We start from the raw sequence: 23,358 nt of genomic DNA on the forward strand, positions 1-23,358 counted from the left end.
ACCACACTATGAGCGCTGATGGTGCTTTCAGTCGAAGCCGTCTGCTACCGAGCCTGCTCGGTATCGTGCTTCTACTAATGGGCCTGGCCTTGCTGGCCGGGGGGATCAAGCTGAGCATGCTCGGCGGCTCGCTGTATTACCTGCTGGCCGGTATCGGCCTGATGCTGACCGGGGGGCTGCTGCTGGCCGACCGTTACGCGGCGCTGAGCCTGTACGCGGTGGTGCTGTTCGCCAGTACCGTCTGGGCACTGTGGGAAGTCGGCCTGGACTGGTGGCAACTGGTGCCACGTCTGGCGCTGCTCTTCACCCTCGGCATCGTCATGCTGCTGCCATGGTTTCGTCGCCCATTGCGTACCGGCGAATTCAACCCGGTCGGCACCGGCGTGCTGAGCGCTGCCGTGGTCATCGCCGGTATCGCCGCGCTGGCCAGCCTGTTCACCCACCCGGGTGAAATCAAGGGCGAACTGGATCGCGACGCCGTGCCTGGCATGACCAACACCGCCCCGGCCATGCCCGACGGCGACTGGAACTCCTACGGCCGCAGCGCCCATGGCGATCGTTACTCGCCACTGGCGCAGATCACGCCGCAGAACGTCAGCAAACTGGTGCCCGCCTGGACCTACCGCACCGGCGACCTGCCTGGCCCGAACGATCCGGGCGAAACCACCGCCGAAAACACCCCGCTCAAGGCCAACGGCATGCTCTATGTCTGCACGCCGCACAGCCAGGTGATCGCGCTGGACCCGGACACCGGCAAGGAACTCTGGCGTTTCGATCCGAAGCTCTCCACGCAAAACGCGGCGAACTTCAAGGGTTGGGCGCACATGACCTGCCGTGGCGTGACCTATCACGATGACGCCGCCTACGCGTCCGAGCAGAGCCCGACCGGCACGGCCAACGCGCCAGTGACCAGCGCCTGCCCGCGCCGGATCTTCCTGCCGACTGCCGACACCCGTCTGATCGCCCTGAACGCCGACACCGGCAAAATGTGCGAAGACTTCGGCAACGGTGGCCAGGTTGACCTGACAGCCAACATCGGCGGCTTCACCGCCGGCGGTTACTACTCCACTTCGCCACCGGCGGTCACCAAAGACCTGGTGGTGATTGGCGGCCACGTGACCGACAACGTTTCCACCGACGAGCCAAGCGGCGTGATCCGCGCGTTCGACGTGCATACCGGCAAACTGGTGTGGAACTGGGACAGCGGCAACCCGGACGACACCACGCCGATTGCCGAAGGCAAAACCTACACTCGCAACTCGCCGAACATGTGGTCCATGTTCAGCGTCGACGAAAAACTCGGCATGCTCTACCTGCCGATGGGCAACCAGACCCCGGATCAATTCGGTGGCGCGCGTACCCCTGAATCGGAACTGCACGCCGCCGGCCTGACCGCGCTGGACATCGCCACCGGCAAGGTGCGCTGGCACTTCCAGTTCACCCACCATGACCTGTGGGACATGGACGTCGGCGGCCAGCCAACCCTGATGGACCTGAAAACCGCAGACGGTGTGAAACCGGCGGTGCTCGCGTCCACCAAACAAGGCAGCATCTACGTGCTGGACCGCAGCAATGGTCAGCCGATCGTGCCGATCAAGGAAATTCCGGTGCCGCAAGGCGCGGTGGAAGGCGACCACACTTCGCCGACCCAACCGATGTCCGACCTGAACTTCGTGCCGCCGACCCTCAAGGAACGCGACATGTGGGGCGTGACCCCGTTCGATCAGATGCTGTGCCGGATCGACTTCAAATCCCTGCGTTACGACGGCATGTTCACCCCGCCGTCGCTGCAAGGCTCGATCGTTTATCCCGGTAACTTCGGCGTGTTCGACTGGGGCGGCATGTCGGTTGACCCGGTTCGTCAGATCGCTTTCGTGAACCCGAGCTACATGGCGTTCAAATCGAAACTGATCCCGGCCGCCGAAATCGCCAAACAAGGCCCTCGCGTCAGCGAAACCGAAGGCGTGCAGCCAAACAAAGGCGCACCTTACGGCGTGATCCTCGAAGCGCTGCTGTCGCCAATGGGCCTGCCGTGCCAGGCACCGGCCTGGGGTTACGTGGCGGCGGTCGATTTGACCACCAACAAAACCATCTGGAAGCACAAGAACGGCACCGTGCGCGACAGCTCGCCGGTTCCGATCCCTCTGAGCATGGGCGTACCCAGCCTGGGCGGCACCTTCACCACCGCAGGTGGCGTGGCCTTCCTGAGCGGCACCCTCGACCAGTACCTGCGCGCCTACGACGTGAAAAACGGCAAGCAACTGTGGGAAGGCCGCCTGCCAGCAGGCGCGCAAACCACACCGATGACCTACACCGGTAAAGACGGCAAGCAATACGTGCTCGTTGTTGCGGGCGGTCACGGATCGCTGGGCACCAAGCAGGGTGACTATGTGATTGCATACAAACTGTCGGAATAAGCGGTAGCGGCAGTTAAAGCAAAGGCGACTCCTGTGAGGGGGTCGCCTTTTTTTGTGCTCGATTGTTTCAAGTCACCCATCCCTGTAGGAGCTGCCGAAGGCTGCGATCTTTTGATCTTGTGTTCTTGAAGACGCCGGAAGATCAAAAGATCGCAGCCTTCGGCAGCTCCTACGCGCCTGTGGGCGCTGTCAAACCCCTGAACACACACGCTGAAATATCCAGAGCCATTGAAACCACCCCCCACCTGCCCCATCTAAGACCCATACCCTATTGCGCAGGTGCCCCATGACCGACCAGCAAGAATTCCCCGAAGACACGAGCGAATACGCCGAAACAGACAACGTCGAACACCACTCCACCGGCAAAGGCCTCGCCCTGCCTGGCCAGAACCTGCCGGACAAGGTCTACATCATCCCGATCCACAACCGGCCCTTCTTCCCGGCGCAAGTACTGCCGGTGATCGTCAACGAAGAGCCGTGGGCCGAAACCCTCGAACTGGTCAGCCAATCCGATCATCACTCCCTGGCCCTGTTCTTCATGGACGCTCCCCAGGAAGACCCGCGCCACTTCGATACCAAAGCCCTGCCGGAATACGGCACCCTGGTCAAAGTCCACCACGCCAGTCGCGAAAACGGCAAACTGCAATTCGTCGCCCAGGGCCTGACCCGGGTGCGCATCAAAACCTGGCTCAAACACCATCGCCCGCCGTACCTGGTGGAAGTCGAATACCCGCACCAGCCCACTGAGCCGACCGATGAGGTCAAGGCCTACGGCATGGCGCTGATCAACGCGATCAAGGAACTGCTGCCGCTCAACCCCCTGTACAGCGAAGAGCTGAAGAACTACCTCAACCGCTTCAGCCCCAACGACCCGTCGCCGCTGACCGACTTCGCCGCCGCGCTGACCTCGGCCACCGGCAGCGAGCTGCAAGAAGTGCTCGACTGCGTGCCAATGCTCAAGCGCATGGAAAAAGTCCTGCCGATGCTGCGCAAGGAAGTCGAAGTCGCGCGCCTGCAGAAAGAAATCTCTGCCGAAGTTAACCGCAAGATCGGCGAGCATCAGCGCGAGTTCTTCCTCAAGGAACAACTCAAGGTCATCCAGCAAGAGCTGGGCCTGACCAAGGACGATCGCAGCGCCGACATCGAGCAGTTCGAGCAACGCCTGACGGGCAAGGTGTTGCCGCCCCAGGCGCAGAAACGCATCGAAGAGGAAATGAATAAACTGTCGGTCCTCGAGACCGGTTCACCTGAATACGCGGTGACCCGCAACTACCTAGACTGGGCGACCTCGGTGCCTTGGGGCGTGTACGGCGAGGACAAACTCGACCTCAAACACGCACGCAAGGTGCTGGACAAACACCACGCCGGCCTCGACGACATCAAGGACCGCATCCTCGAATTCCTCGCGGTCGGTGCCTATAAAGGCGAGATCAGCGGCTCCATCGTCTTGCTGGTGGGCCCACCGGGCGTGGGCAAGACCAGTGTCGGCAAATCCATCGCCGAAACCCTGGGCCGGCCGTTCTATCGCTTCAGCGTCGGCGGCATGCGCGACGAAGCCGAGATCAAGGGCCATCGCCGCACTTACATCGGCGCGCAACCGGGCAAACTCGTCCACGCGTTGAAAGACGTCGAAGTGATGAACCCGGTGATCATGCTCGACGAGATCGACAAAATGGGCCAGAGCTACCAGGGCGACCCCGCTTCGGCGTTGCTGGAAACCCTCGATCCTGAACAGAACGTCGAATTCCTCGATCACTATCTGGATTTGCGTCTGGACCTGTCGAAAGTATTGTTCGTCTGCACCGCCAACACCCTGGACTCGATTCCCGGCCCGTTGCTGGACCGGATGGAAGTGATTCGTCTGTCGGGTTATATCACCGAAGAGAAAGTCGCCATTGCCAAGCGTCACCTGTGGCCGAAACAGCTTGAGAAAGCCGGCGTGTCCAAGGGTAGCCTGAGCATCAGCGACAACGCATTGAAAGCCTTGATCGACGGCTACGCCCGTGAAGCCGGGGTGCGGCAGCTGGAAAAAAACCTCGGCAAACTGGTGCGAAAAGCCGTGATGAAGCTGCTCGACGAACCGAAAGCAGTGATCAAACTCGGCCCGAAAGACCTGGAAGCCTCCCTCGGCCGACCGGTATTCCGCAACGAGCAAGTGCTGTCCGGCATCGGCGTGATCACCGGGCTGGCCTGGACCAGCATGGGCGGCGCCACACTGCCGATCGAAGCCACGCGCATTCACACCCTCAACCGTGGCTTCAAACTCACTGGCCAACTGGGGGAAGTGATGAAAGAGTCGGCAGAAATTGCCTATAGCTACGTCAGCTCCAATCTGAAGCAATTTGGCGGCGATCCGACGTTCTTCGACGAAGCCTTCGTCCACCTCCACGTACCGGAAGGCGCCACGCCGAAAGACGGCCCGAGCGCCGGCGTGACCATGGCCAGCGCCCTGCTCTCGCTCGCCCGCAATCAGTCGCCGAAAAAAGGCGTGGCCATGACCGGTGAATTGACGCTGACCGGGCATGTACTGCCGATTGGTGGCGTGCGCGAGAAGGTGATTGCAGCGCGGCGGCAGAAGATTTTCGAGTTGATCCTGCCGGAGCCCAACCGTGGAAGCTTTGAAGAGTTGCCGGATTATCTGAAGGAAGGGATTACCGTGCATTTTGCCAAGCGCTTTGCGGATGTGGCGAAGATTCTCTTCTGAACATCATGTAGCGCCAACAAAACCGCCATCGCGAGCAGGCTCGCTCCCACAGGTTTATGCAATCCTTGTGGGAGCGAGCCTGCTCGCGATGACGTCGGCACTCACGACGCCAAACTCTCGTTACCTCAGGTCTGGCTGTCACACTTTGTCTCATCTTCAGTTATGCTCGCCGTTCGTCGTGAATGCCGGAGCCACTGATCTTATGTCCCCCACCCGCCTGTTGATCCCCCTCGCCCTCGCCCTGCTGAGCGCTTGCGCCACGCAATCGAAACAGAACGTGACCGTGGAAAAACAAAGCGAATGCCCGGTGCAACTGAACAACGGGCAGAACCTGATCCTGACCCTGCCAAGCAACCCGACCACGGGTTACCGCTGGGCGATCCAGGATTCGGCCGGTGGCGTGTTGCATGCGCTCAGCCCCGAGGTCTATAGCAACCCGGAAGATGCCGGAATTGTCGGCAGCGCCGGCCTCTCGACCTGGCGCTTCCAGGCCTTTGCCAGCGGCACTGGCCGCTTGCGGCTGACTTATTCACAGCCGTGGGCACCCGAAGTACCGGCGGTAAAAACCTTCGACTGCGCCATCGCGGTTAACTGATTGTGGGCTGGCTGATTCTGGCGCTGATGGGCGCGGTGACCTTTCTGTATGGCCTGAGCGTGCATGCCGCGTTGCTGTGCCTGCTGGTCAAACCGTTGCCAGTGTTGGCCCTGCTCGGCTGGTTGCACGATGCACCGCCCAGTGACTATCGACGCTGGATCAGCCTGGGTTTGATTTTCTCCCTGGTCGGCGACGTGCTGCTGGCATGGCCGCAAGATTTGTTCGTGTTTGGCCTTGGGGCATTTTTGGTCGCGCATCTGGCGTATCTGAAGGCTTATTTGAGCGATTGTCGGCGTCTGGCGCTGCTGCCGTTGATCCTCGCGTTAAGCGTGGGCGCGGTGCTGCTGGGGATTCTGATTTCCAATGGCTTGGGACCGCTGCTGATCCCGGTGATCGTCTACGGGCTGGCCATCAGCGCCATGCTCTGGCGCGCTCTGGCCCGACTCGGCACCGACGTGCCCAAACGCTCGGCGCTGCTGGCGGCGGCGGGCGCGGTGGTGTTTGTGTTTTCTGACAGCGTGATTGGCATTAACCGGTTTGTGATGCCATTCCATGCCGCGCCTTACCTGATCATCCTCAGCTACTGGCTGGGGCAATGGGGGATTGCGGCGTCGGCGTTCACCCAGAAACCACGTTCAACCGGTTAAAAGATCGCAGCCTTCGGCAGCTCCTACTTTGGAATGCAATCCCTTGTAGGAGCTGCCGAAGGCTGCGATCTTTTGATTTGCGCTTTATCAGACAACCCGCGCATCCCCCCGTCAATTTGGCTAAAATGCCAGCCTTTTCCACCTACGCCGCTGGAACCGCCGTGAGCAAAGAATCCGATCGCCTTTTCGCCCAGCCTTTGACCCAGGTGCCTGACTTCGCCTTTAACGAGGACGTGGTTCGGGTATTCCCGGACATGATCAAGCGCTCGGTGCCGGGTTATCCGACCATCGTGGAAAACCTCGGCGTGCTCGCCGCGCAATTTGCCCAGCCCAACAGCGTGCTCTACGACCTGGGCTCGTCCCTCGGCGCGGTGACTCAGGCCCTGCGCCGCCATGTGCGCACCGACGGTTGCCGCGTCATCGCTGTGGATAACTCCGCCGCCATGGTCGAGCGTTGCCGCGAGTACCTCAATGGCCAGGACTCGATGTTCCAGGAGTTGCTGCCGGTGGAAGTAATCGAAGGCGACATCCTTGCCCTGGAATTCCAGCCGGCCTCGGTGGTGGCGCTGAACTTCACCCTGCAATTCATTGCCCCGGACCAGCGCACCGCGCTGCTCTCACGCATCCGCCAATCGTTGTTGCCCGGTGGCGCGCTGATCCTCTCGGAGAAGCTGCGCTTCAACGACCCTGAAGAACACGCGCTGCTCACCGACCTGCACGTGGCCTTCAAACGCGCCAACGGCTACAGCGAACTGGAAATCGCCCAGAAGCGCAGCGCCATCGAAAACGTCATGAAGCCCGACAGCCTCGAAGAACACCGCGAGCGCCTTCTGGCCGCCGGGTTCTCGAAAGTCGTGCCGTGGTTCCAGTGTCTTAACTTTGCCTCGTTGATTGCCTTGCCATGATTGATCTGTCTCCCCTCGCCCGCCGCCTGGCCGGTACCCCGCTGGCCGAATGGGCCAACACCCTGCAAGCGCAACTCGACAAGAAAATGGAAAAAGGTCACGGCGACCTGGAACGCTGGCAGAGCGCGCTGGACGCGCTACCGAAGATTCAGCCAAGCGAAGTCGACTTGTTGAACGGTCTGACACTGGACACCGATTGCGACGACCAAACCCGCGCCCAAATGCGCACCGCGCTGATGGGTTTGTCGCCATGGCGCAAAGGCCCGTTCGACCTGTTCGGCGTGCATGTCGACACTGAATGGCGTTCGGACTGGAAGTGGTCCCGGGTAGCTCCGCACCTGGACCTGAAAGGCAAACGCATCCTCGATGTCGGCTGCGGCAACGGTTATTACATGTGGCGCATGCTCGGCGCCGGTGCCGACAGTGTGATCGGCGTCGACCCCAACTGGCTGTTCTTCTGCCAGTTCCAGGCCGTGCAGCGTTACCTGTCCGAGCCCAATGCCTGGCACTTGCCGTTTCCCTTTGAGGATCTCCCTCCCAATCTGGAAGGCTTCGACACGGTGTTTTCCATGGGCGTGTTCTACCACCGCCGCTCGCCGATCGAGCATTTGCTGGCGCTGAAGGATTGCCTGGTCAAGGGCGGTGAACTGGTGCTGGAGACGCTGGTGATCGAAGGCGATCAGCAGCAGGTGTTGGTGCCCGAAGACCGTTACGCGCAGATGCGTAACGTGTGGTTCCTGCCATCGGTGCCGGCGCTGGAACTGTGGCTGCGTAGGGCTGGGTTCAGCGACGTGCGTTGCGTGGATGTGAGCGTGACCACGGTCGAGGAACAACGCGGGACGGAGTGGATGAAGTATCAGTCGTTGAGCGACTTCCTTGATCCGGAAGATCACAGCAAAACGGTTGAAGGACTGCCGGCGCCGATGCGGGCCGTCATCGTCGCCCGCAAGTAACCCCCCATCTTCCAGACACCAGATAAACCTGTGGGAGCGGGCTTGCTCGCGAATACGGACTAACATTCAACAAAGATGTTGACTGATCCACCGCTTTCGCGAGCAAGCCCGCTCCCACATTTGATTTGTGTTCTAGTCTGCTGGCTTGGCTCTTCGGGCCTTGAAGAACTCGCTCAACACCGCGCCACACTCCTCCGCCAACACCCCACCCTCATACAACACCCGGTGATTCAAAAAGCCCTGGGTAAAGAACTGTCCCTGACTCTGCACAATCCCGGCCTTGGGTTCCAGCGCGCCATACACCACCCGCGCGATCCGCGAATGCACGATCAGCCCGGCGCACATGCTGCACGGCTCCAGCGTCACGTAAAGCGTACTGCCCGGCAGGCGATAGTTGCTGGCGGCCTGAGCCGCGGCGCGGATCGCGACCATCTCGGCGTGGGCGCTGGGGTCGTTGCCGCTGATCGGGCAATTGAACCCGCGCCCGATGATTTCACCGTCCTGCACCAGCACCGCGCCCACCGGCACTTCACCCAGCGCCGCGCCTTGTGCGGCCAGGGCCAGGGCTTCGCGCATGAAATCGCGATCACGGCTGCGGTCGATAATCGCTGCGGGGCGAATCTGACGCATCACGCCACCTCGATGGCGGCCATCAGGCCGGTTTCCATGTGGTCGATCACATGGCAGTGGAACATCCAGACCCCGGGGTTATCCGCCACCAGCGCCACTTGCGCACGCTCGTTCTTGCCCAACAGGTACGTGTCGGTGAAGTACGGGATGACCTTGTGCCGGTTCGAGGCAATGACCTTGAAGCTCATGCCATGCAGGTGGATCGGGTGTTGATACTGAGTCATGTTCTTCAATTCGAAAATATAGCTTTTGCCCTTTTCGAGCTTGGCAATCGGTCGATCGGCGCAGGTCTTGTCGGTGATGTCCCAGGCCTTGCCGTTGATCTGCCACAGGCTTGGCGGCTTGCCGTTTTCGACATTGACCGACACCGAGCCTACCCATTCAAAATTGAAGTTGAGTTTCTCGGCATTGGCCAGGTCCGGCTCGGCCACCGGGTTGGCGGGCAGTGCTGGCGGCCACTCGGTTGGCGCATCGGTGTTCGCCACTGAACGGAAGGTGCCCAGGCGTACCGGGCCATTGCGCAGGGATAACTCTTCGCCAGCCGGCGGTGCCTTGATCGCCAGGCAAATGCGCATGCCAGGACCCAGCCAGTATTCCTTGCCCAGTGGGCGCGGTTCAATCGGATTACCATCCAGCGCGTAGATCTGCGCTTCGACGCCGGGGATGTTGAGGCGGTACGTCAGCGTATTGTCGAGATTGAGCAACCGTACGCGAGTGATCTGCCCGGCGGGCAAGTCGATCACCGCTTGCGAGACGCCGTTGATGGTCGACAAGCCCCCCGCCGTGCCGCCACGGGCCGCTTCGCGAGGAATGCTGAACGCTACGAAGGCGCCCTCTTCATCGACGTGCCAGCTCTTGAGGCTCAAGGTCTTTTCGTATTTGAAACCGGTGGGCTCGCGCTCTTCGATAATCAACGGGCCGACCAATCCGCGACCGAGCTCTTCGCTGCTATTCACGTGCGGGTGATACCAGTAGCTGCCGGCGTCCGGCACACGGAATTTGTAGTCGAAGTACTCGCCCGGCAGCACCGGCAACTGCGACACGTACGGCACGCCGTCCATTTCCAGCGGCAGGCGGATGCCGTGCCAGTGAATGGTGGTCGCCACCGGCAGGTGGTTGATGAAGCGCACCCGCAGCCATTCACCCTGACGCACGCGCAACTCAGTGCCCGGCGCCGACGGGCCGAACGCCCAGGCCTGGGTTGTGTGCCCAGCCACCAGTTCGACGTCCAACGGTGCGGCGATCAGCTCATAGTCGTGGCCGGCATCAGCGTCGGCCATTTTGCCCAGCCAGTAACGCGACGCGCCACCGGCTCCGACACCAACGACAACAAGACCGGCCAGGCCACCGAGGATTTGGCGACGGGTAAAGGACATGAACTCAACTACCTCACGTATCAACCACAGGCACGGGGCCTGCAAAAGGCGAATACGATACACCTGCGGTTGAGAAACAGTAAGGGCAGCGCGGCGGATGGTCACAGCCCGTGGCAAGGTCCTTTAAAAGATCGCAGCCTTCGGCAGCTCCTACATTTGATCGGCGTACACCTGTAGGAGCTGCCGAAGGCTGCGATCTTTTAGGGCTCGCACGACGTGTCAGATGCAATGCGATTACAGAATTTGGGGCCGTTTCGCTGAACGTTATTTAGTCGCTGTTAATCAGCGAATTACCCTACATCTATTTCCACCTTTCCCGACTTCTTTCCTGATCGATCCCCCGCAAAGTCCCCGCGCCTAATTTTCTGCCTACAGGATTGAAGTCTTCCCATATTTGGCGGTCTGCCTCGATTCCGTAGGAGCGAGACTTGCCCGCGAAGGCGGTCTTACAGACGGTGAAATTCTGGGCAAAGTCATCGGAAGTTTCCTTCAACTCGTAGCGGTTTCCATGAACTGGTGTGAAATGTTTTCCAACGATAGTCTCTGGTGGCCACTGAAATTTCAGTGGCAGGGTGTAGGAACCCTTCAAGACTAGAGAAAGCGCTTTGGCGTCATTACCTGAATTGCGGCGATCAACGTGCGTCCGTAAGATCAGTTGCGGCGGCTATGCGCGGGCACGCTTCGGCGTGGTCGAGTTTGTCCTCTGGTCTCGATATTCCTACCCCGCGCATAGCTGCCACCCAAGCCTGTAGGAAGGCCGATGGTAGCGACCATTTACTACCAGAGGTTTCAATAATGAAAAGTCTTCACCCTGATCCACCCTACGAAAAACCAATTCCCCACCCCGACAACCGCTTCATGGCACTCACCGGCAACTGCAATGACATGCCCACCTTGTTCGTCGATACCCACGCGCCGCTCGATGTTTTGACCGACGCCGCCAGCTATCGAATTCGTGCAGTCACTCAGGTGCTTGAGAACCTGTCCATGCGCGGCTCAGTCGAGTGCGATTCGGTGATTCTCAGCGACTTCGCTTTACTCTGCGCCATTCCGTTACGGGATGGGTGTGATGTGCTGGATGTGATTGGGCGGCGGTTGCGGGCTCGGCCTTCGGACTAGAGCCGAGTGGCTTTTGTGGTGAGGGGGCTTGCCTGTGGCGAGGGAGCTTGCTCCCGCTGGGCTGCGGAGCGGCCCCAAAGTCAGCAGCCCGGTTTTGCCAGGCATACCGCGGTGTTTGGTTTGGCGACTGCTGCGCAGTCGAACAGGGGCGAGCTCCCTCGCCATAGGGTTTTGTGGTGGTCTCAGGTTTCTTGGGGCTGCTGCGCAGCCCAGCGGGAGCAAGCTCCCTCGCCACAAGGGCAAGATCAAAAGATCGCAGCCTTCGGCAGCTCCTACGAGAGGCCTTCTTATGCTTCTGTGTCGAGAGAGGGGCCGCGCTGCGACCCAACGGGGGCGAGCCCCCTCGCCACAGGGTTTTGTAGTGGCCTCAGGTTTTTTGGGGCTGCTGCGCGGCCCAACGGGAGCAATCTCCCTCGCCACAGGCAAGCCCCCTCACCACAAAGGTCCGGTTATGGCTGAAGACCGGTGACCAGATGAACCACTCCATCCTCCAGCATCATCACTCCCGGCACCCCTGCCACCGTCAACGCCTGCCGATCCATTTGCGTCATATCCCGCAATTCCACCCGCACCCGGGTCAGCGCCACCGGCTGTTGCGACTTGAGGTTATCCATACCGCCAAGCGCGGCCACGACATTCGCGGCCAAACTGCAAACAGGCTGAGCCACCACTTTCGGCTCATCCACCACCAGGTCCGGCGTCAACGCTTTCCAGAACGCCCGCTGCATTTTCTCGAACATGCTCAGTTCTCCAGAACCAGTGAAGTATCGACCGTCGCCTCATGGTGCAGCCGCAATGCCTCGCGTACCTGCTCGGCACTTTCCAGCCCCAGTACTTGCTGGGCGATGGCTTGGCAATCCAGCAGGTCCACTTCGCGAACCGCCGCTTTGATCGCCGGAATCAACGGCACGCTCACCGACAGTTCATCCACCCCAAGTCCCAGCAATAGCGGCACCGCCAGTTTTTCCGAAGCCAGGGCGCCGCACACTCCGACCCATTTGCCATGGGCATGAGCGGCTTTCACAGTGTTGGCGATCAGGCGCAGCACCGACGGATGAAAACTGTCGGCCTGACTGGCCAGCCGTGGGTGATCGCGATCCATGGCCAAGGTGTACTGGGTCAGGTCGTTAGTGCCGATGGAGAAGAAATCCACCTCGGGCGCAAACAGATCAGCCATCAGCGCCGCCGCCGGTACTTCGATCATGATCCCCAGCTTCGGCAATTCAGTGAGGCCCAATGCCAGCGCCTCTTCTTCAAGTAGCTGACGAGCCAGCCGCAACTCCGACAACTGCGTGACCATCGGCAGCATGATGTGCAGGCGCGCCAGCCCGGCGCTGCTCAGAATTGCCTTGAACTGATCGCGCAACAGCTGCGGACGCTCCAGGCACAAACGAATCCCGCGCATACCCAAAAACGGGTTGGTTTCATGGTCCATCGGCACATAGGCCAATGGTTTGTCACCGCCGACATCCAGGGTCCGCACCACCAGATTGCGCGTCGGCCCCAGGGCACGGGCGATGGCGCTGTAGGTGGAGGCCTGCTCGTCATGGCTCGGCGCGTGATTGCGATCCAGATAAAGAAATTCCGAACGCAATAGACCGACGCCCTCGCCACCCAGCGCCATGGCCTGTTCGGCTTCGGCCAGCGAAGCGATATTGGCGGTGATTTCAACGTGATGCCCATCACGGGTACAGGCAGCCAGCCCTGCATGTGCCAGCTCATATTGCTGGCGCTTCTTTTGTTGCTGGCGATTGGCTTGCAACTGCTCAATGGTAGCCAGGTCAGGATCCAGTTGTAGTTCGCCTTTGTCGGCATCGAGCAAAACCCGGGTGCCATTGATCAGTGTCAGCACCTGAACCGGCAACCCACAGATCGCCGGCAAACCAAAGGCCCGCGCGAGAATTGCCACGTGGCTGGTAGCGCCACCGCCGACCGTGGCGAACCCCAGCACCTTATGCGTGTCCAGGCCAGCCGTTTGGGAGGGCGTCAGTTGCTCGGCAATCAGAATCGCCCCGTCCGGCAACTCCATCGCACGATCCTCCACGCCAAGAATCAGCTTGAGCACCCGTTGACCGACATCGGCCAGGTCTGCGGCCCGTTCGGCCAGCAAGGCATTGCCCAGGCTTTTGAACAAGGCTGCCGTCGACTCGGTGGCCGCACGCCAGGCGAAAGCGGCGCTTTTGCCTGCATCGATCAGTGCCAGGGCCTGATCCAGCAGGCCTGGGTCTTCGAGCAGTTCCTGATGAGCCTTGAAGATGTCTGCCTGGGCGTCACCCGTGGCCTTGTCTCGCAACTGCTGCAAGGACAGAATCGCTGCCGCCAACGCTTGGGACAGGTGCTCACGCTCAACCTGAGAACTGACGCCGAACTCACTCACCTCAAGGGGCTGCTCGGCAATCTGCACCACCTGCCCAAACGCCGACCCCGGCGAGGCACAGACGCCGCGCAGCATCTTCAGCGATGAGGCCTCAACGGCAACCGTCTCAACTTCTGCCAACACCGTCACGGCTTCCCCGCAACCGGCGGCCAGCAACTCGGCCAGCGTCTTGATCGCCACTTCGGCATCCGCGCCCGCCGCGCTGACCTGCAGGACATCACCATGGGCGGTCTGCAAAGCCATGATCGCCACCAGGGATTTGGCGTTCGCGCTGCCCTGCTGTTTATGCAGGCAAATGCTCGCCGAAAAACCTTTCGCCACTTGGGCAAACACTGCCGCAGGGCGCGCGTGCAAGCCGTTGGCATTGGGCAGCGTCACCGGTTTGGAGAATAGCGCCTCGCCCTCTTCCGGCATCGGCTCATCGACCGCCACTTCGGATGGATTCAAACTCAGCAGTGGCTGACCGCTTTCCACCACACCCGTTGCGGGCGTCAGCCAGGTGAACGGCTCGCCGCTGACCACCAGCATCAAGGTCAACAGACTGCGGGCGTTCAAGGCAATGTAATCGGCATCAAACTCGATCAGCGCCTGCCCCACCGCCACCCGCTGACCTTCCTCCACCAACCGGGTGAAACCCTTGCCGGCCAGGTTCACGGTATCGAGGCCGATGTGCATCAGCACCTGCACGCCATTGTCGTCGGTGATGCTGACGGCATGCCCACTGACTTGCACATTGCTGATCACGCCAGCCAGCGGTGCATGCAAGGTTTGCGAAGTCGGATCGATGCACAGACCGTCGCCGATCACGCGACTGGAAAACACCTGATCGGGCACTTGGTCCAGCGGCATCAGCACGCCGGACAAAGGTGCCAGCAGTTGCAATTGTTGGGGTGTGGCCATGACGTCACCTGCTGTTTTGTTCTTTAAAAGACGCTTGCGATCTCGCGGTACCTGGTAGGAGCTGCCGAAGGCTGCGATCTTTTGATCTTCCGCTTGAGATTCAAGTGAGCCCAAGAGAAAGATCGCAGCCTTCGGCAGCTCCTACGGGGTTATGCGGCGTTTATTTCCACCAATACTCGACCTGCAATCCGACGTTCGAACCGTGTCGCGCCGTGCCGAAGGTGCCGGTGTCGGACAACGCCGAGCCCGCCGCCAGTTCATTGGCCGCCCGTTTGGCCGCCTCGTTCCAGCTGGCATAGGTGTAATACAGACGCACCTCGGGGCGCGCCCAGAATTCCGGGCCCTTGGGCGACCACGTCGGGGCGAAGGTGAACTTGCTCAGCTTGCGCGTCCCGCCCGTGGCTTCAACCTGATCGTGGCCCAGTTCGGTCACCAGTTTGAACTGCTCGGTGATCGCATACGCCGGACGAATCCCAAGGGAAATCCAGTTCTGGTCGGCACCGTCCGGGCGAATGTCTTTCTGGTAGACCGCTTCGACCTGCCCGCCGAAACGCGGCGTCACTTGCCAGTCGAAGAACTCCACCACCCGGTAGCTTTTGCTGCTGTCATCCAGCTTCACGTTACCGGTATAGCCCAACCCGGTGCCCGGACCTTCGCCGTACTGAAAGGCCAGTTTATTCTTGCCGCCCAGAAAGCCCTTCTGCACATGCTGGGTGGTAATCGCCCAACCGTGATGAGCGTCGAGGCTGTCGGGTTTGTCGATGTAGCTCAAGCCGAATTCCAGCTCACCGCCAGGATTGGTGTTGAAGCCGGCGACGTTGAAATCGTGACGGTTGATGTAGTCCTTTTGGTACAGGTTGTCCTTGCGCGAAAAGGCGTAGCTGTACTTCAGATCACCGATCAGCACATCTTCGATACCGCCGCCGGTGGCGCTCTGGTTCCAGTAGTAGAAGTCGGAAATGTGGATATCGTTCCGTTTGTAGTAACGCCGACCGGCCCACAGCGAACCGCCGTTAAGACTGGGCATGTTCGACCGTTGCGCATACAGCTGCGGCAGCCGCACCGAGCCGTTGTCGCCGTTGAACGTCAGGTCCTTGTCGTACTGGTTATACAACGATGCCATGCCGTCGACGCTGAGCACCGAACCATCGTCCAGGGTGTACAGGTCCTGGCGCAATTCAAGTTCAGCGTATTGCTCGCATTCGTTACCCAAGCGGTATTTGGTCTGCGCTCCCGGCAGCTGGAAACACTGCTGTTTACCGCTGTTAACCGAGGTCCCGACGCCGCTGCGCAAGTAACCGGCGAATTCCAGCGCCTGGGCCGACAGTGGTAATGCCAGGCACACGCCCGCCGCCACAAGGCTGCGATTTATTGTTGTTTTCAAGAACCACCTCATTATTTTTATTGTGTGATGCAGCAAAAACGGCGCGCAAAACTCCCCCGCGCAGCGTTCTGCGTGTTTTTTAAAACGGTGTTTTTATTGGTTAAGCGTTAGTGGTCGCTCAGGTGCAGAACGAACGACTCATAAGGCCGTAAAAAGACCTGTCGGCTTCGATCCGGACAGTCCGGGTAGTTGCTGATTACCAGACGTCGAGCCATCGCTTCGCTGATCACCTCATCCGGCAGTTCAACTTCGCACGGCGCGCCGTAGAAGTTGTTCAGCACCAGCAAACGCTCGCCATGACCTTCACGCATATACGCCCATATTCGCGTGTGCTCAGACAATAACTGCCGATACACGCCGTCGGACATCAGCGTTTCACGGCGGCGCAGGGCAATCAGCTGACGGTAGTGATGCAGCACGGAATCCGGATCGTCGAGTTGATGCGCGACGTTGATCTGCGCCGCGTTGGCCGGCACGCCGATCCAGGGCTCGACCGCACTGAAACCGACATTCGGCTCGGCGTTCCAGTGCATCGGCGTGCGACCGTTGTCCCGGGACTTCTGCATGATCGCCGCCATATTGTCGGCGTCGCTGCTACCGGCTTCGCGCTTGAGCCGGAAGATGTTCAGGGTTTCGACATCGCGGTACTGATCGATGTGATCGAAGCCCGGATTGGTCATGCCCAGCTCTTCACCCTGGTACACGAACGGCGTGCCCTGCAGGAAATGCAGCGCCGTGCCGAGCATCTTCGCCGACACCACCCGATGCTCACCGTCATGACCAAAACGCGAGACCACACGCGGCTGATCGTGGTTACACCAGAACAGCGCGTTCCAGCCGCCGCCAGCCTGCATCCCGGTCTGCCAGTCGGAGAGGATGCGCTTGAGTGCGAGGAAGTCGAAATCGGCGCGAACCCACTTTTGCAGGTTCGGGTAATCAACTTTCAGGTGATGAAAGTTAAAGGTCATCGAGAGCTCTTTCGACTCCGGTCGCGAGTAGCGAATGCAGTGTTCCAGGCTGGTGGATGACATCTCGCCGACGTTGATCAGGTCATGGCCTTCGAACACTTCGCGGTGCATCTGCTGCAAGTATTCATGGACGTTCGGGCCGTCGGTGTAGAAGCGTCGACCGTCGCTGTTGTCCTCGGGGAAATCCGCCGGTTTGGAAATCAGGTTGATCACGTCCAGTCGGAAACCGCCCACGCCTTTGTCGCGCCAGAATCGCATCATCTTGAAGACTTCGGCGCGCACCTGGGGATTGTCCCAGTTCAGGTCGGCCTGCGTGTGGTCGAACAAGTGCAGGTAGTACTGACCGGTCTGGGCCTCGTACTCCCAGGCCGAACCGCCGAACTTGGATTCCCAGTTGTTCGGCTGGTCGCGCCAGATGTAGAAATCGCGGTAAGGGTTATCGAGGCTGCTGCGGGCCTGCTGGAACCAGGTGTGCTCGATCGAGGTGTGATTGACCACGATGTCGAGCATCAATTTGATCCCGCGCTTGCCGGCTTCGGCGATCAGCAACTCGCAATCGGCCATGGTCCCGTAGCTTGGATCAATGCCGTAATAATCGCTGATGTCGTAACCGTTGTCGCGTTGGGGCGAACGCAGGAACGGCGTGATCCACAGGCAATCGACACCCAGCCAGTGCAGGTAGTCGAGCTTGGCCACGACGCCGAGCAAATCCCCTGTGGGGTTGCCGGCGTGGCTGTGAAAACTCTTCGGGTAGATCTGATAGATCACCGAACGTTGCCAGTCTTGCATGGCGGGATTCCTTCAATAAGTTTTGTATTGGGCTTGAGGGCCCCTTCGCGAGCAGGCTCGCTCCCACAGTTGATCGCATTCCAATGTGGGAGCGAGCCTGCTCGCGATAGCGATCTATCAAGCGACCCGATACCCAGGCCGGACAATCCTCATGCTCAACCCGCAGGTCAGAACAAACGGCACGACCATGGCAATCACCATCCCGACCACGAACATCGGAATGAACTGCGGAATGATCGAGATGAAACCGGGCAAGCCGCCGACACCGATTGCCGAAGCCTGGACCTTGTTCAGCGACAGGAAGATGCAGCCCATCGCCGAGCCGATCAGGGCCGCATAGAACGGAAACTTGTAGCGCAGGTTGACCCCGAACATGGCCGGCTCGGTGATGCCGAAGTAGGCAGAAATCGCCGAGGTCGAGGCCATGCTTTTGTCCCGCACACTGCGGGTCATGTAGAACACCGCCAGTGCCGCGCTACCCTGCGCAAGGTTCGACATGACGATCATCGGCCAGATGAAAGTGCCGCCCTGGGTGGAGATCAGTTGCAGGTCGACCGCGAGAAACATGTGGTGCATGCCGGTGATCACCAACGGTGCGTAGAGCAGCCCGAAAATCGCGCCGCCGACCATGGGCGCCAGGTCGAACAGGGCGACCACGCCTTCGGTGATGAGAATCCCCAGATGGCGGGTTACCGGGCCAATCACTGCCAGCGCCAGCACCCCGGTGACGACGATGGTGGTGATCGGCACCACCAGCAATTGCACCGCGTTAGGCACCCGCGCCCGCAGCCACTTTTCGATGACGCTCATCACATAGGCCGCCAGCAGGATCGGCAGGATTTGCCCCTGATAACCGACCTTCTCGATCTGAAACATACCGAGGATGTCGAAGTACGGCAGGCTCTGCCCCTCCAGCCCGGCCACCGCTTTGCCGTAGTTCCAGGCATTGAGCAGATCCGGGTGAACCAGCATCAGGCCAAGCACAATGCCGAGGATTTCGCTGCCGCCAAAACGCTTGGCCGCCGACCAGCCCACCAGCGCCGGGAGAAACACGAACGAGGTATTGGCCATCAGGTTGACCAGGCTCCAGAGCCCGTCAAGCTTGGGGTAGGCGTCCAGCAGGGTCTTGCCCTCGATGAACATGCCCTTGGCGCCGATCAGGTTGTTGATGCCCATCAACAGGCCGGCAATGATCAGCGCCGGGAGGATCGGCATGAACACGTCGGAAAACACCCGCACCAATCGCTGCATCGGGTGGATCTTGTCAGCGCTTTTTTGTTTAACGTCGGCGATGGTCGAGGCGGCGAGACCGGTTTGCCGGCGCAGCTCGGCGTAGACCTTTTCCACTTCGCCGGGGCCGATCACCACCTGGAACAGGCCACCGGTAAAGAACGAACCCTTGACCAGATCGATCTGGTTCAGCGTGGCGCTGTCGACCAGTTTCGGGTCCTTGAGGGCCAGGCGCAGCCGTGTGACGCAATGCGCGGCCTGCTCGAGGTTGTCGCTGCCACCGAGGCTGTGCAACAGCTCAGAGGCGATATTCGGATAGTCGTGGCTCATGCTTGTTCTTCCACTGTAGTTTTTTGTTATTGGCAGCACGCCGAAGCGGAAAGTACTCGTCTGTACGAGTTATTGCAACAACTCGTACAGACGAGTTTGATTTTGTTTACCCTGAACCCGACAGGCGGCGACATTTCCTACCTCCGAAGTCAAAGAAACCCAAAGCCGCATGGACAAACCCCTACCCTGCCCTTAAGGTTCAAAACCTTGAGCACAGCGCGGCACAGAGCCATCCCCATGAGTAAATACAACCAGATCTACAGCGATCTGCTTGCCAGCATCACGACCGAACGTCTGGAGCGCGGCGCACGACTGCCTTCCGAAACCGAACTGATGGACAGCTATCAGGCCAGCCGCGGCACCGTGCGCAAGGCCATCGAGCAATTGCAGGAGCGCGGTTTCGCCCAGAAAGTCCATGGCAAAGGCACCTTCGTGCTGTCGACCAACCCGATCGAATTTCAGCTCGGCGGCATCGTCAGCTTCCAGGAAACCTACCCACGACTGGGCAATGACGTCAGCACCGAGGTGGTCGAATTCGCACAAATACCCCTCGAAGGCCCACTGCTCGAACACATCAAGGCCAAAGAAGGCAGCCTGATCACACGAATCAAGCGAGTGCGGCGGATCGACGGCAAACGGGTGATCCTCGACATCAACCATTTCGTCAGCGACGTGATTCCCGGCCTGTCCCGCGATATCGCCGAACAATCGATCTACGCCTTCATCGAGCAGACCCTGCAACTGCAAATCGCCTACGCCCAACGAACTATCGAAGCCGTACCGTGCAGCAAGGATGATCAGCAGCATCTGGACCTGGACGGCCAGAGTCATGTGATTGTGGTTAGCAACCAGACTTTTTTGCAGGATGGACGGCAGTTCGAATACACCCAATCGCGTCATACGCTGGACAAGTTCTATTTTTCCGATGTGGCGCGGCGTTGAGCTACACGATTCAGCTTCGGATGTGGGCATAACTATGTAGTGCACTTGCCTTGCGTAAACAGGTCATGTTTGCCGCCTGTTTCTCAAGGAGAAGAACGCATGACATCGACCGAAAACCGCCAGCTGCCGAATGCGGCAGACAAGGCCATCCTCAAATCCATTGCCACCCAGGTGGTGCTCAACTGCCCGAGCCTGCAGGACACCGCTCACGAACTCGCCACCGACTTGTTGAAGAAGCTTGGCGTGGCGGATCTCGACCCGGATCACGTGTACTACCACCGGTTCAAAACCGCCCAAAGCAACTCGCGGACTTTTACCGGCTGGGAGCACACCTTTGAAAAGCCCTATGAATCGCTGACCTTGACGCAACTGGTGATCCACCGTTTTCGTGCCACGGATCAGGACAATGCCGACCTGCTGGATCTTTACGGCGGCTTTTACTCGGCCGGCCCGCAAACCGATATCTTTGACGAGCGCAATGAAGTTCGTCTGCATGGCAGCGAAGTGCTGAAGGACTTCTGGGGCATTAACTTCAGCGACCTCTATCGCAATAAGCTGCATGCATTCTGGACAGATTACTCAGACGATTTCCGCACCCTGGCCAAAGGCAGTTTTCTGAGTAAAGCCATTGAGGCTCGCGAGAACGGTCAGTTGAGTGTTGTTGATTTTCAGTCAGTGCTCACGGCTGTCATCGGCTCTCTGTCGTGGCCCGTCAGTTTGCAAACTTTGAAAACCGAAACCTTGAGCGGCGCCGGCCTGCGAGTCTGCGCACTGGATATTGCCGGTCATGTTGCCACCGACATTTTGCGAATCGTCGACAGCAACGGCCGACAGATACTTTACGTTCCCGGGCAAACCCAGGCTTTCCAGGTACTCGAAACCCCTACGGACATGCATTGGTGGATGCTGGGTCAGATGAACGATCCATTCAACCGTCAGACGTTCCTGAATCATTTTGCGCTGGCTGACCGCCAGGAAATAAATCAAAACATAACCGACCTGATGGATCGACTGGTGAGCACCTGGGGTCGCGGGGATCACCATTTGATCAACCAGAAAGACCAGCTCGTGACAGGGGATGCATTCACCTGGCTGCGCAACGCGGCAAGGACCGCAATGTCTGCCGAGGCCGACCTGTCGTTGACCTCTAATGGCGACCTGCGCAAACGGTTATGGATTGGCTACCTGAGCGCAGGCTTGAAGGTATTTGGGCCAATGGCTGTGGTTGGCTGGCCCGTCGCCTTGCCGGTGATCGGCGCCAGCCTTGCCAACATGGGGCTCAACGTCGACCAGGCAGTCAATGGCAAGACGTCCTCCGAACGCAAGGCCGGGGTAATCGGCGCGGTCTTGAGTGCCATTGATGCGCTCTTCAATCTGCCATTTCTCAAAGGGGCGGGCAGCCTGGCTGAAGGCGGTGCTGAAGCGGGCGAAGCCATCGAATCGGTTGTGTATGAAGAAACGGCCCCCGAAACAGATATCACCAACGAAACGGGAGCAGCAGGGCCTTTGCTGGAAGATATTTCGCCCGGTCTGTCCGAGTACGGACAGCGTCCTCCGGTGCCGAATAACTGGCAAGCCAATGAATTGCTCGAAGGCGAAACACCCAACCGCGAAATCGGGAAGTTCCAGGGGATCTATCAACTGCAGTCGAACCCGTCGACTGCAATCATGATGAACGACACCGCCTATTACGTACGCTATGAAAATAACGTCAACGGACCAGGCCATTGGGCAATCATCAATCCGGAAAACCCAGACGCCTTTGCGGAGTCGATTCCCGTGCGCCTGACTGAAGAAGGTCTTTGGGAAACGGTGCCTCGAAACGGCCTCGTGGGCGGCGGAAAAGCTGCCACCACCGGCACGCCCCCGCCCCGGTTGTCGACTTATGATGTCCCCCTGCAACTCAGGGACGTTTTGACCAATGCTGCGCAAGGCTTAGAAGACCGGGCCCTGATGGATGTTTTTGACTCCATGAGCGAGGTCGATCCCTACAGGGATTTCAAGGCCATCAGGAAGCGGCTTTATCAGGATGCCAGCCAATTTTACGAAAACCCTCAGCTACCCCCGAGGCCACCGGTGCCCCTACTGGCAGCGGCCTCCGACGGTGAAACCATTATCCAAACCGTCCTTGAAGACGCCCGCGGCCTGGTCGTCGGCGAAAGCCATAGCGAAATCGGCAGTAAACAGTTCCTCATCGACAACATGGACACATTAGCTCGAAGAAACGTTAAAACACTTTATATGGAGCACTTGCTGACAGACTTCCACCAAGTGGATCTGGACTTTTTCTTCGAAAACAAAGTGATGCCTGCATCGCTTGAAAAGTATCTCAACGGCCTCGACGCCGGCCAAATGACCGATCCGCTAAAACGTTACACATTTCTGGAAGTCGTCAGGGCGGCAAACAAAAGCGGGGTCAGGGTCCAGGCAATCGATTGCATGGCCAGCTACCGGCTGACCGGCATGAGGGTTGCCTCAAGCGAATCTCGCACCGCTAGTACAGCGCGCCAGAAAATGATGAACTTCTACGCCAGAGAGGTTATACGTGCCGACCAGGCGGCCCAGGGTGCGCACAAATGGGTTGCACTGATGGGGAACAGTCATGCCAACACCTTTGAAGGTGTCGCGGGCGTCAGTGAGATGGAAGAAGCCATCGGCATACGGATTGAGGATGTCGCCGAAGGTACTTCAAAGGGTATTGAAGTCGATCCAGGCAGAACATTGCTGGACGGAAATATCGGTTCATCATCGAGCAGGGTTAAAAGCGACCTGCTGTTGCAAGTCGAAATACCATGGGCAGCACGAACGATGCCCGAGATTGAAAATCTTCTAAGCAGTCCTGGTACGTACACGTTGAAGCAGGAGCCACGGAGCCTCTTTCTTGTACATCGCAGCAAAGACAATTCAATCGTACGAACAGCCATCGAAGAAACGGGCGGGCGTTATTACATTGAGCGTCCCTCCTGGGGGTCCATGAACAGCCAACGCTTTAACAGCATACCGGCCCTCCTGAAAGGTCTCGACCAAATGGGAATGAAACTGGCGGGCTGGTCAAAACCCTTGCTGTAACCACAAACAAAAAGGCCGTGTGA

Annotated in this window: 16 protein-coding genes; 9 read left to right on the forward strand and 7 right to left on the reverse strand. The window is 59.4% G+C overall.

Annotation, left to right across the window (positions count from 1 at the left end; all coding sequences use genetic code 11):
- Positions 1-8: 8 nt before the first annotated feature.
- The 6 genes from BK662_RS11155 to cmoB all read left to right on the forward strand — a co-directional run bounded on the left by BK662_RS11155 (position 9) and on the right by cmoB (position 8,221).
- Entirely contained in the window at positions 9-2,417 is a 2,409-nt protein-coding gene (locus tag BK662_RS11155) for a glucose/quinate/shikimate family membrane-bound PQQ-dependent dehydrogenase (RefSeq protein ID WP_123358085.1), read from the forward strand.
- A gap of 286 nt (positions 2,418-2,703) precedes the next feature.
- A complete protein-coding gene (gene lon / locus BK662_RS11165) occupies positions 2,704-5,121 on the forward strand; it encodes an endopeptidase La (protein ID WP_123358087.1) in 2,418 nt (805 codons plus the stop codon).
- A 202-nt stretch (positions 5,122-5,323) separates the two neighbouring features.
- Positions 5,324-5,716 carry a protease inhibitor I42 family protein gene (locus BK662_RS11170; RefSeq protein WP_123358088.1) on the forward strand — a complete coding sequence of 131 codons (393 nt, stop codon included), beginning with the start codon at positions 5,324-5,326 and terminating at the stop codon, positions 5,714-5,716.
- A 2-nt stretch (positions 5,717-5,718) separates the two neighbouring features.
- Positions 5,719-6,363, forward strand: a complete 645-nt coding sequence (locus BK662_RS11175; RefSeq protein ID WP_123358089.1) for a lysoplasmalogenase — start codon at positions 5,719-5,721, stop codon at positions 6,361-6,363.
- Between the two features lie 125 nt (positions 6,364-6,488).
- Positions 6,489-7,268, forward strand: coding sequence for a carboxy-S-adenosyl-L-methionine synthase CmoA (cmoA, locus tag BK662_RS11180; protein ID WP_177409423.1), 780 nt, complete (start codon positions 6,489-6,491; stop codon positions 7,266-7,268).
- A complete protein-coding gene (gene cmoB / locus BK662_RS11185) occupies positions 7,265-8,221 on the forward strand; it encodes a tRNA 5-methoxyuridine(34)/uridine 5-oxyacetic acid(34) synthase CmoB (RefSeq protein WP_123358090.1) in 957 nt (318 codons plus the stop codon). Before cmoA ends, cmoB begins: the two co-directional genes overlap by 4 nt.
- Positions 8,222-8,353: 132 nt before the next feature.
- Here cmoB and tadA read toward each other — a convergent pair whose 3' ends face one another.
- Together tadA and BK662_RS11195 are read right to left on the reverse strand one after the other, a co-directional pair.
- Entirely contained in the window at positions 8,354-8,851 is a 498-nt protein-coding gene (gene tadA, locus BK662_RS11190) for a tRNA adenosine(34) deaminase TadA (protein ID WP_008014671.1), read from the reverse strand.
- Complete coding sequence (locus BK662_RS11195; RefSeq protein WP_123358091.1) at positions 8,851-10,227, reverse strand: multicopper oxidase family protein; 1,377 nt, start codon at positions 10,225-10,227, stop codon at positions 8,851-8,853. Before BK662_RS11195 ends, tadA begins: the two co-directional genes overlap by 1 nt.
- A 795-nt stretch (positions 10,228-11,022) precedes the next feature.
- Between BK662_RS11195 and BK662_RS11200 the strand changes: the two genes are divergently transcribed.
- Complete coding sequence (locus BK662_RS11200) at positions 11,023-11,346, forward strand: hypothetical protein (protein WP_123358092.1); 324 nt, start codon at positions 11,023-11,025, stop codon at positions 11,344-11,346.
- A 449-nt stretch (positions 11,347-11,795) separates the two neighbouring features.
- Here BK662_RS11200 and BK662_RS11205 read toward each other — a convergent pair whose 3' ends face one another.
- From BK662_RS11205 to treP, 5 genes are all read right to left on the reverse strand, one after another.
- Positions 11,796-12,086 carry a PTS sugar transporter subunit IIB gene (locus BK662_RS11205; RefSeq protein WP_123358093.1) on the reverse strand — a complete coding sequence of 97 codons (291 nt, stop codon included), beginning with the start codon at positions 12,084-12,086 and terminating at the stop codon, positions 11,796-11,798.
- A 2-nt stretch (positions 12,087-12,088) separates the two neighbouring features.
- Positions 12,089-14,623: a phosphoenolpyruvate--protein phosphotransferase gene (ptsP, locus tag BK662_RS11210; RefSeq protein ID WP_123358094.1), complete on the reverse strand. Its 2,535-nt coding sequence runs from the start codon at positions 14,621-14,623 to the stop codon at positions 12,089-12,091.
- Positions 14,624-14,783: 160 nt separating this feature from the next.
- Positions 14,784-16,007, reverse strand: a complete 1,224-nt coding sequence (locus tag BK662_RS11215; protein ID WP_123358095.1) for a maltoporin — start codon at positions 16,005-16,007, stop codon at positions 14,784-14,786.
- 107 nt (positions 16,008-16,114) lie between these two features.
- Complete coding sequence (treC, locus tag BK662_RS11220) at positions 16,115-17,764, reverse strand: alpha,alpha-phosphotrehalase (protein WP_123358096.1); 1,650 nt, start codon at positions 17,762-17,764, stop codon at positions 16,115-16,117.
- Between the two features lie 117 nt (positions 17,765-17,881).
- Positions 17,882-19,324 (reverse strand): PTS system trehalose-specific EIIBC component, encoded by a 1,443-nt coding sequence (gene treP / locus BK662_RS11225; protein ID WP_123358097.1) that lies wholly within the window; start codon positions 19,322-19,324, stop codon positions 17,882-17,884.
- Positions 19,325-19,561: 237 nt separating this feature from the next.
- Here treP and treR point away from each other — a divergent pair, with 237 nt between their 5' ends.
- Positions 19,562-20,266: a trehalose operon repressor gene (treR, locus tag BK662_RS11230; protein WP_123358098.1), complete on the forward strand. Its 705-nt coding sequence runs from the start codon at positions 19,562-19,564 to the stop codon at positions 20,264-20,266.
- Between the two features lie 99 nt (positions 20,267-20,365).
- Positions 20,366-23,335, forward strand: coding sequence for a membrane-targeted effector domain-containing toxin (locus BK662_RS11235; protein WP_123358099.1), 2,970 nt, complete (start codon positions 20,366-20,368; stop codon positions 23,333-23,335).
- Positions 23,336-23,358 lie beyond the last annotated feature (23 nt).

Source organism: Pseudomonas frederiksbergensis, from assembly GCF_003732275.1.
GTDB classification, from domain to species: Bacteria; Pseudomonadota; Gammaproteobacteria; order Pseudomonadales; family Pseudomonadaceae; genus Aquipseudomonas; species Aquipseudomonas frederiksbergensis_H.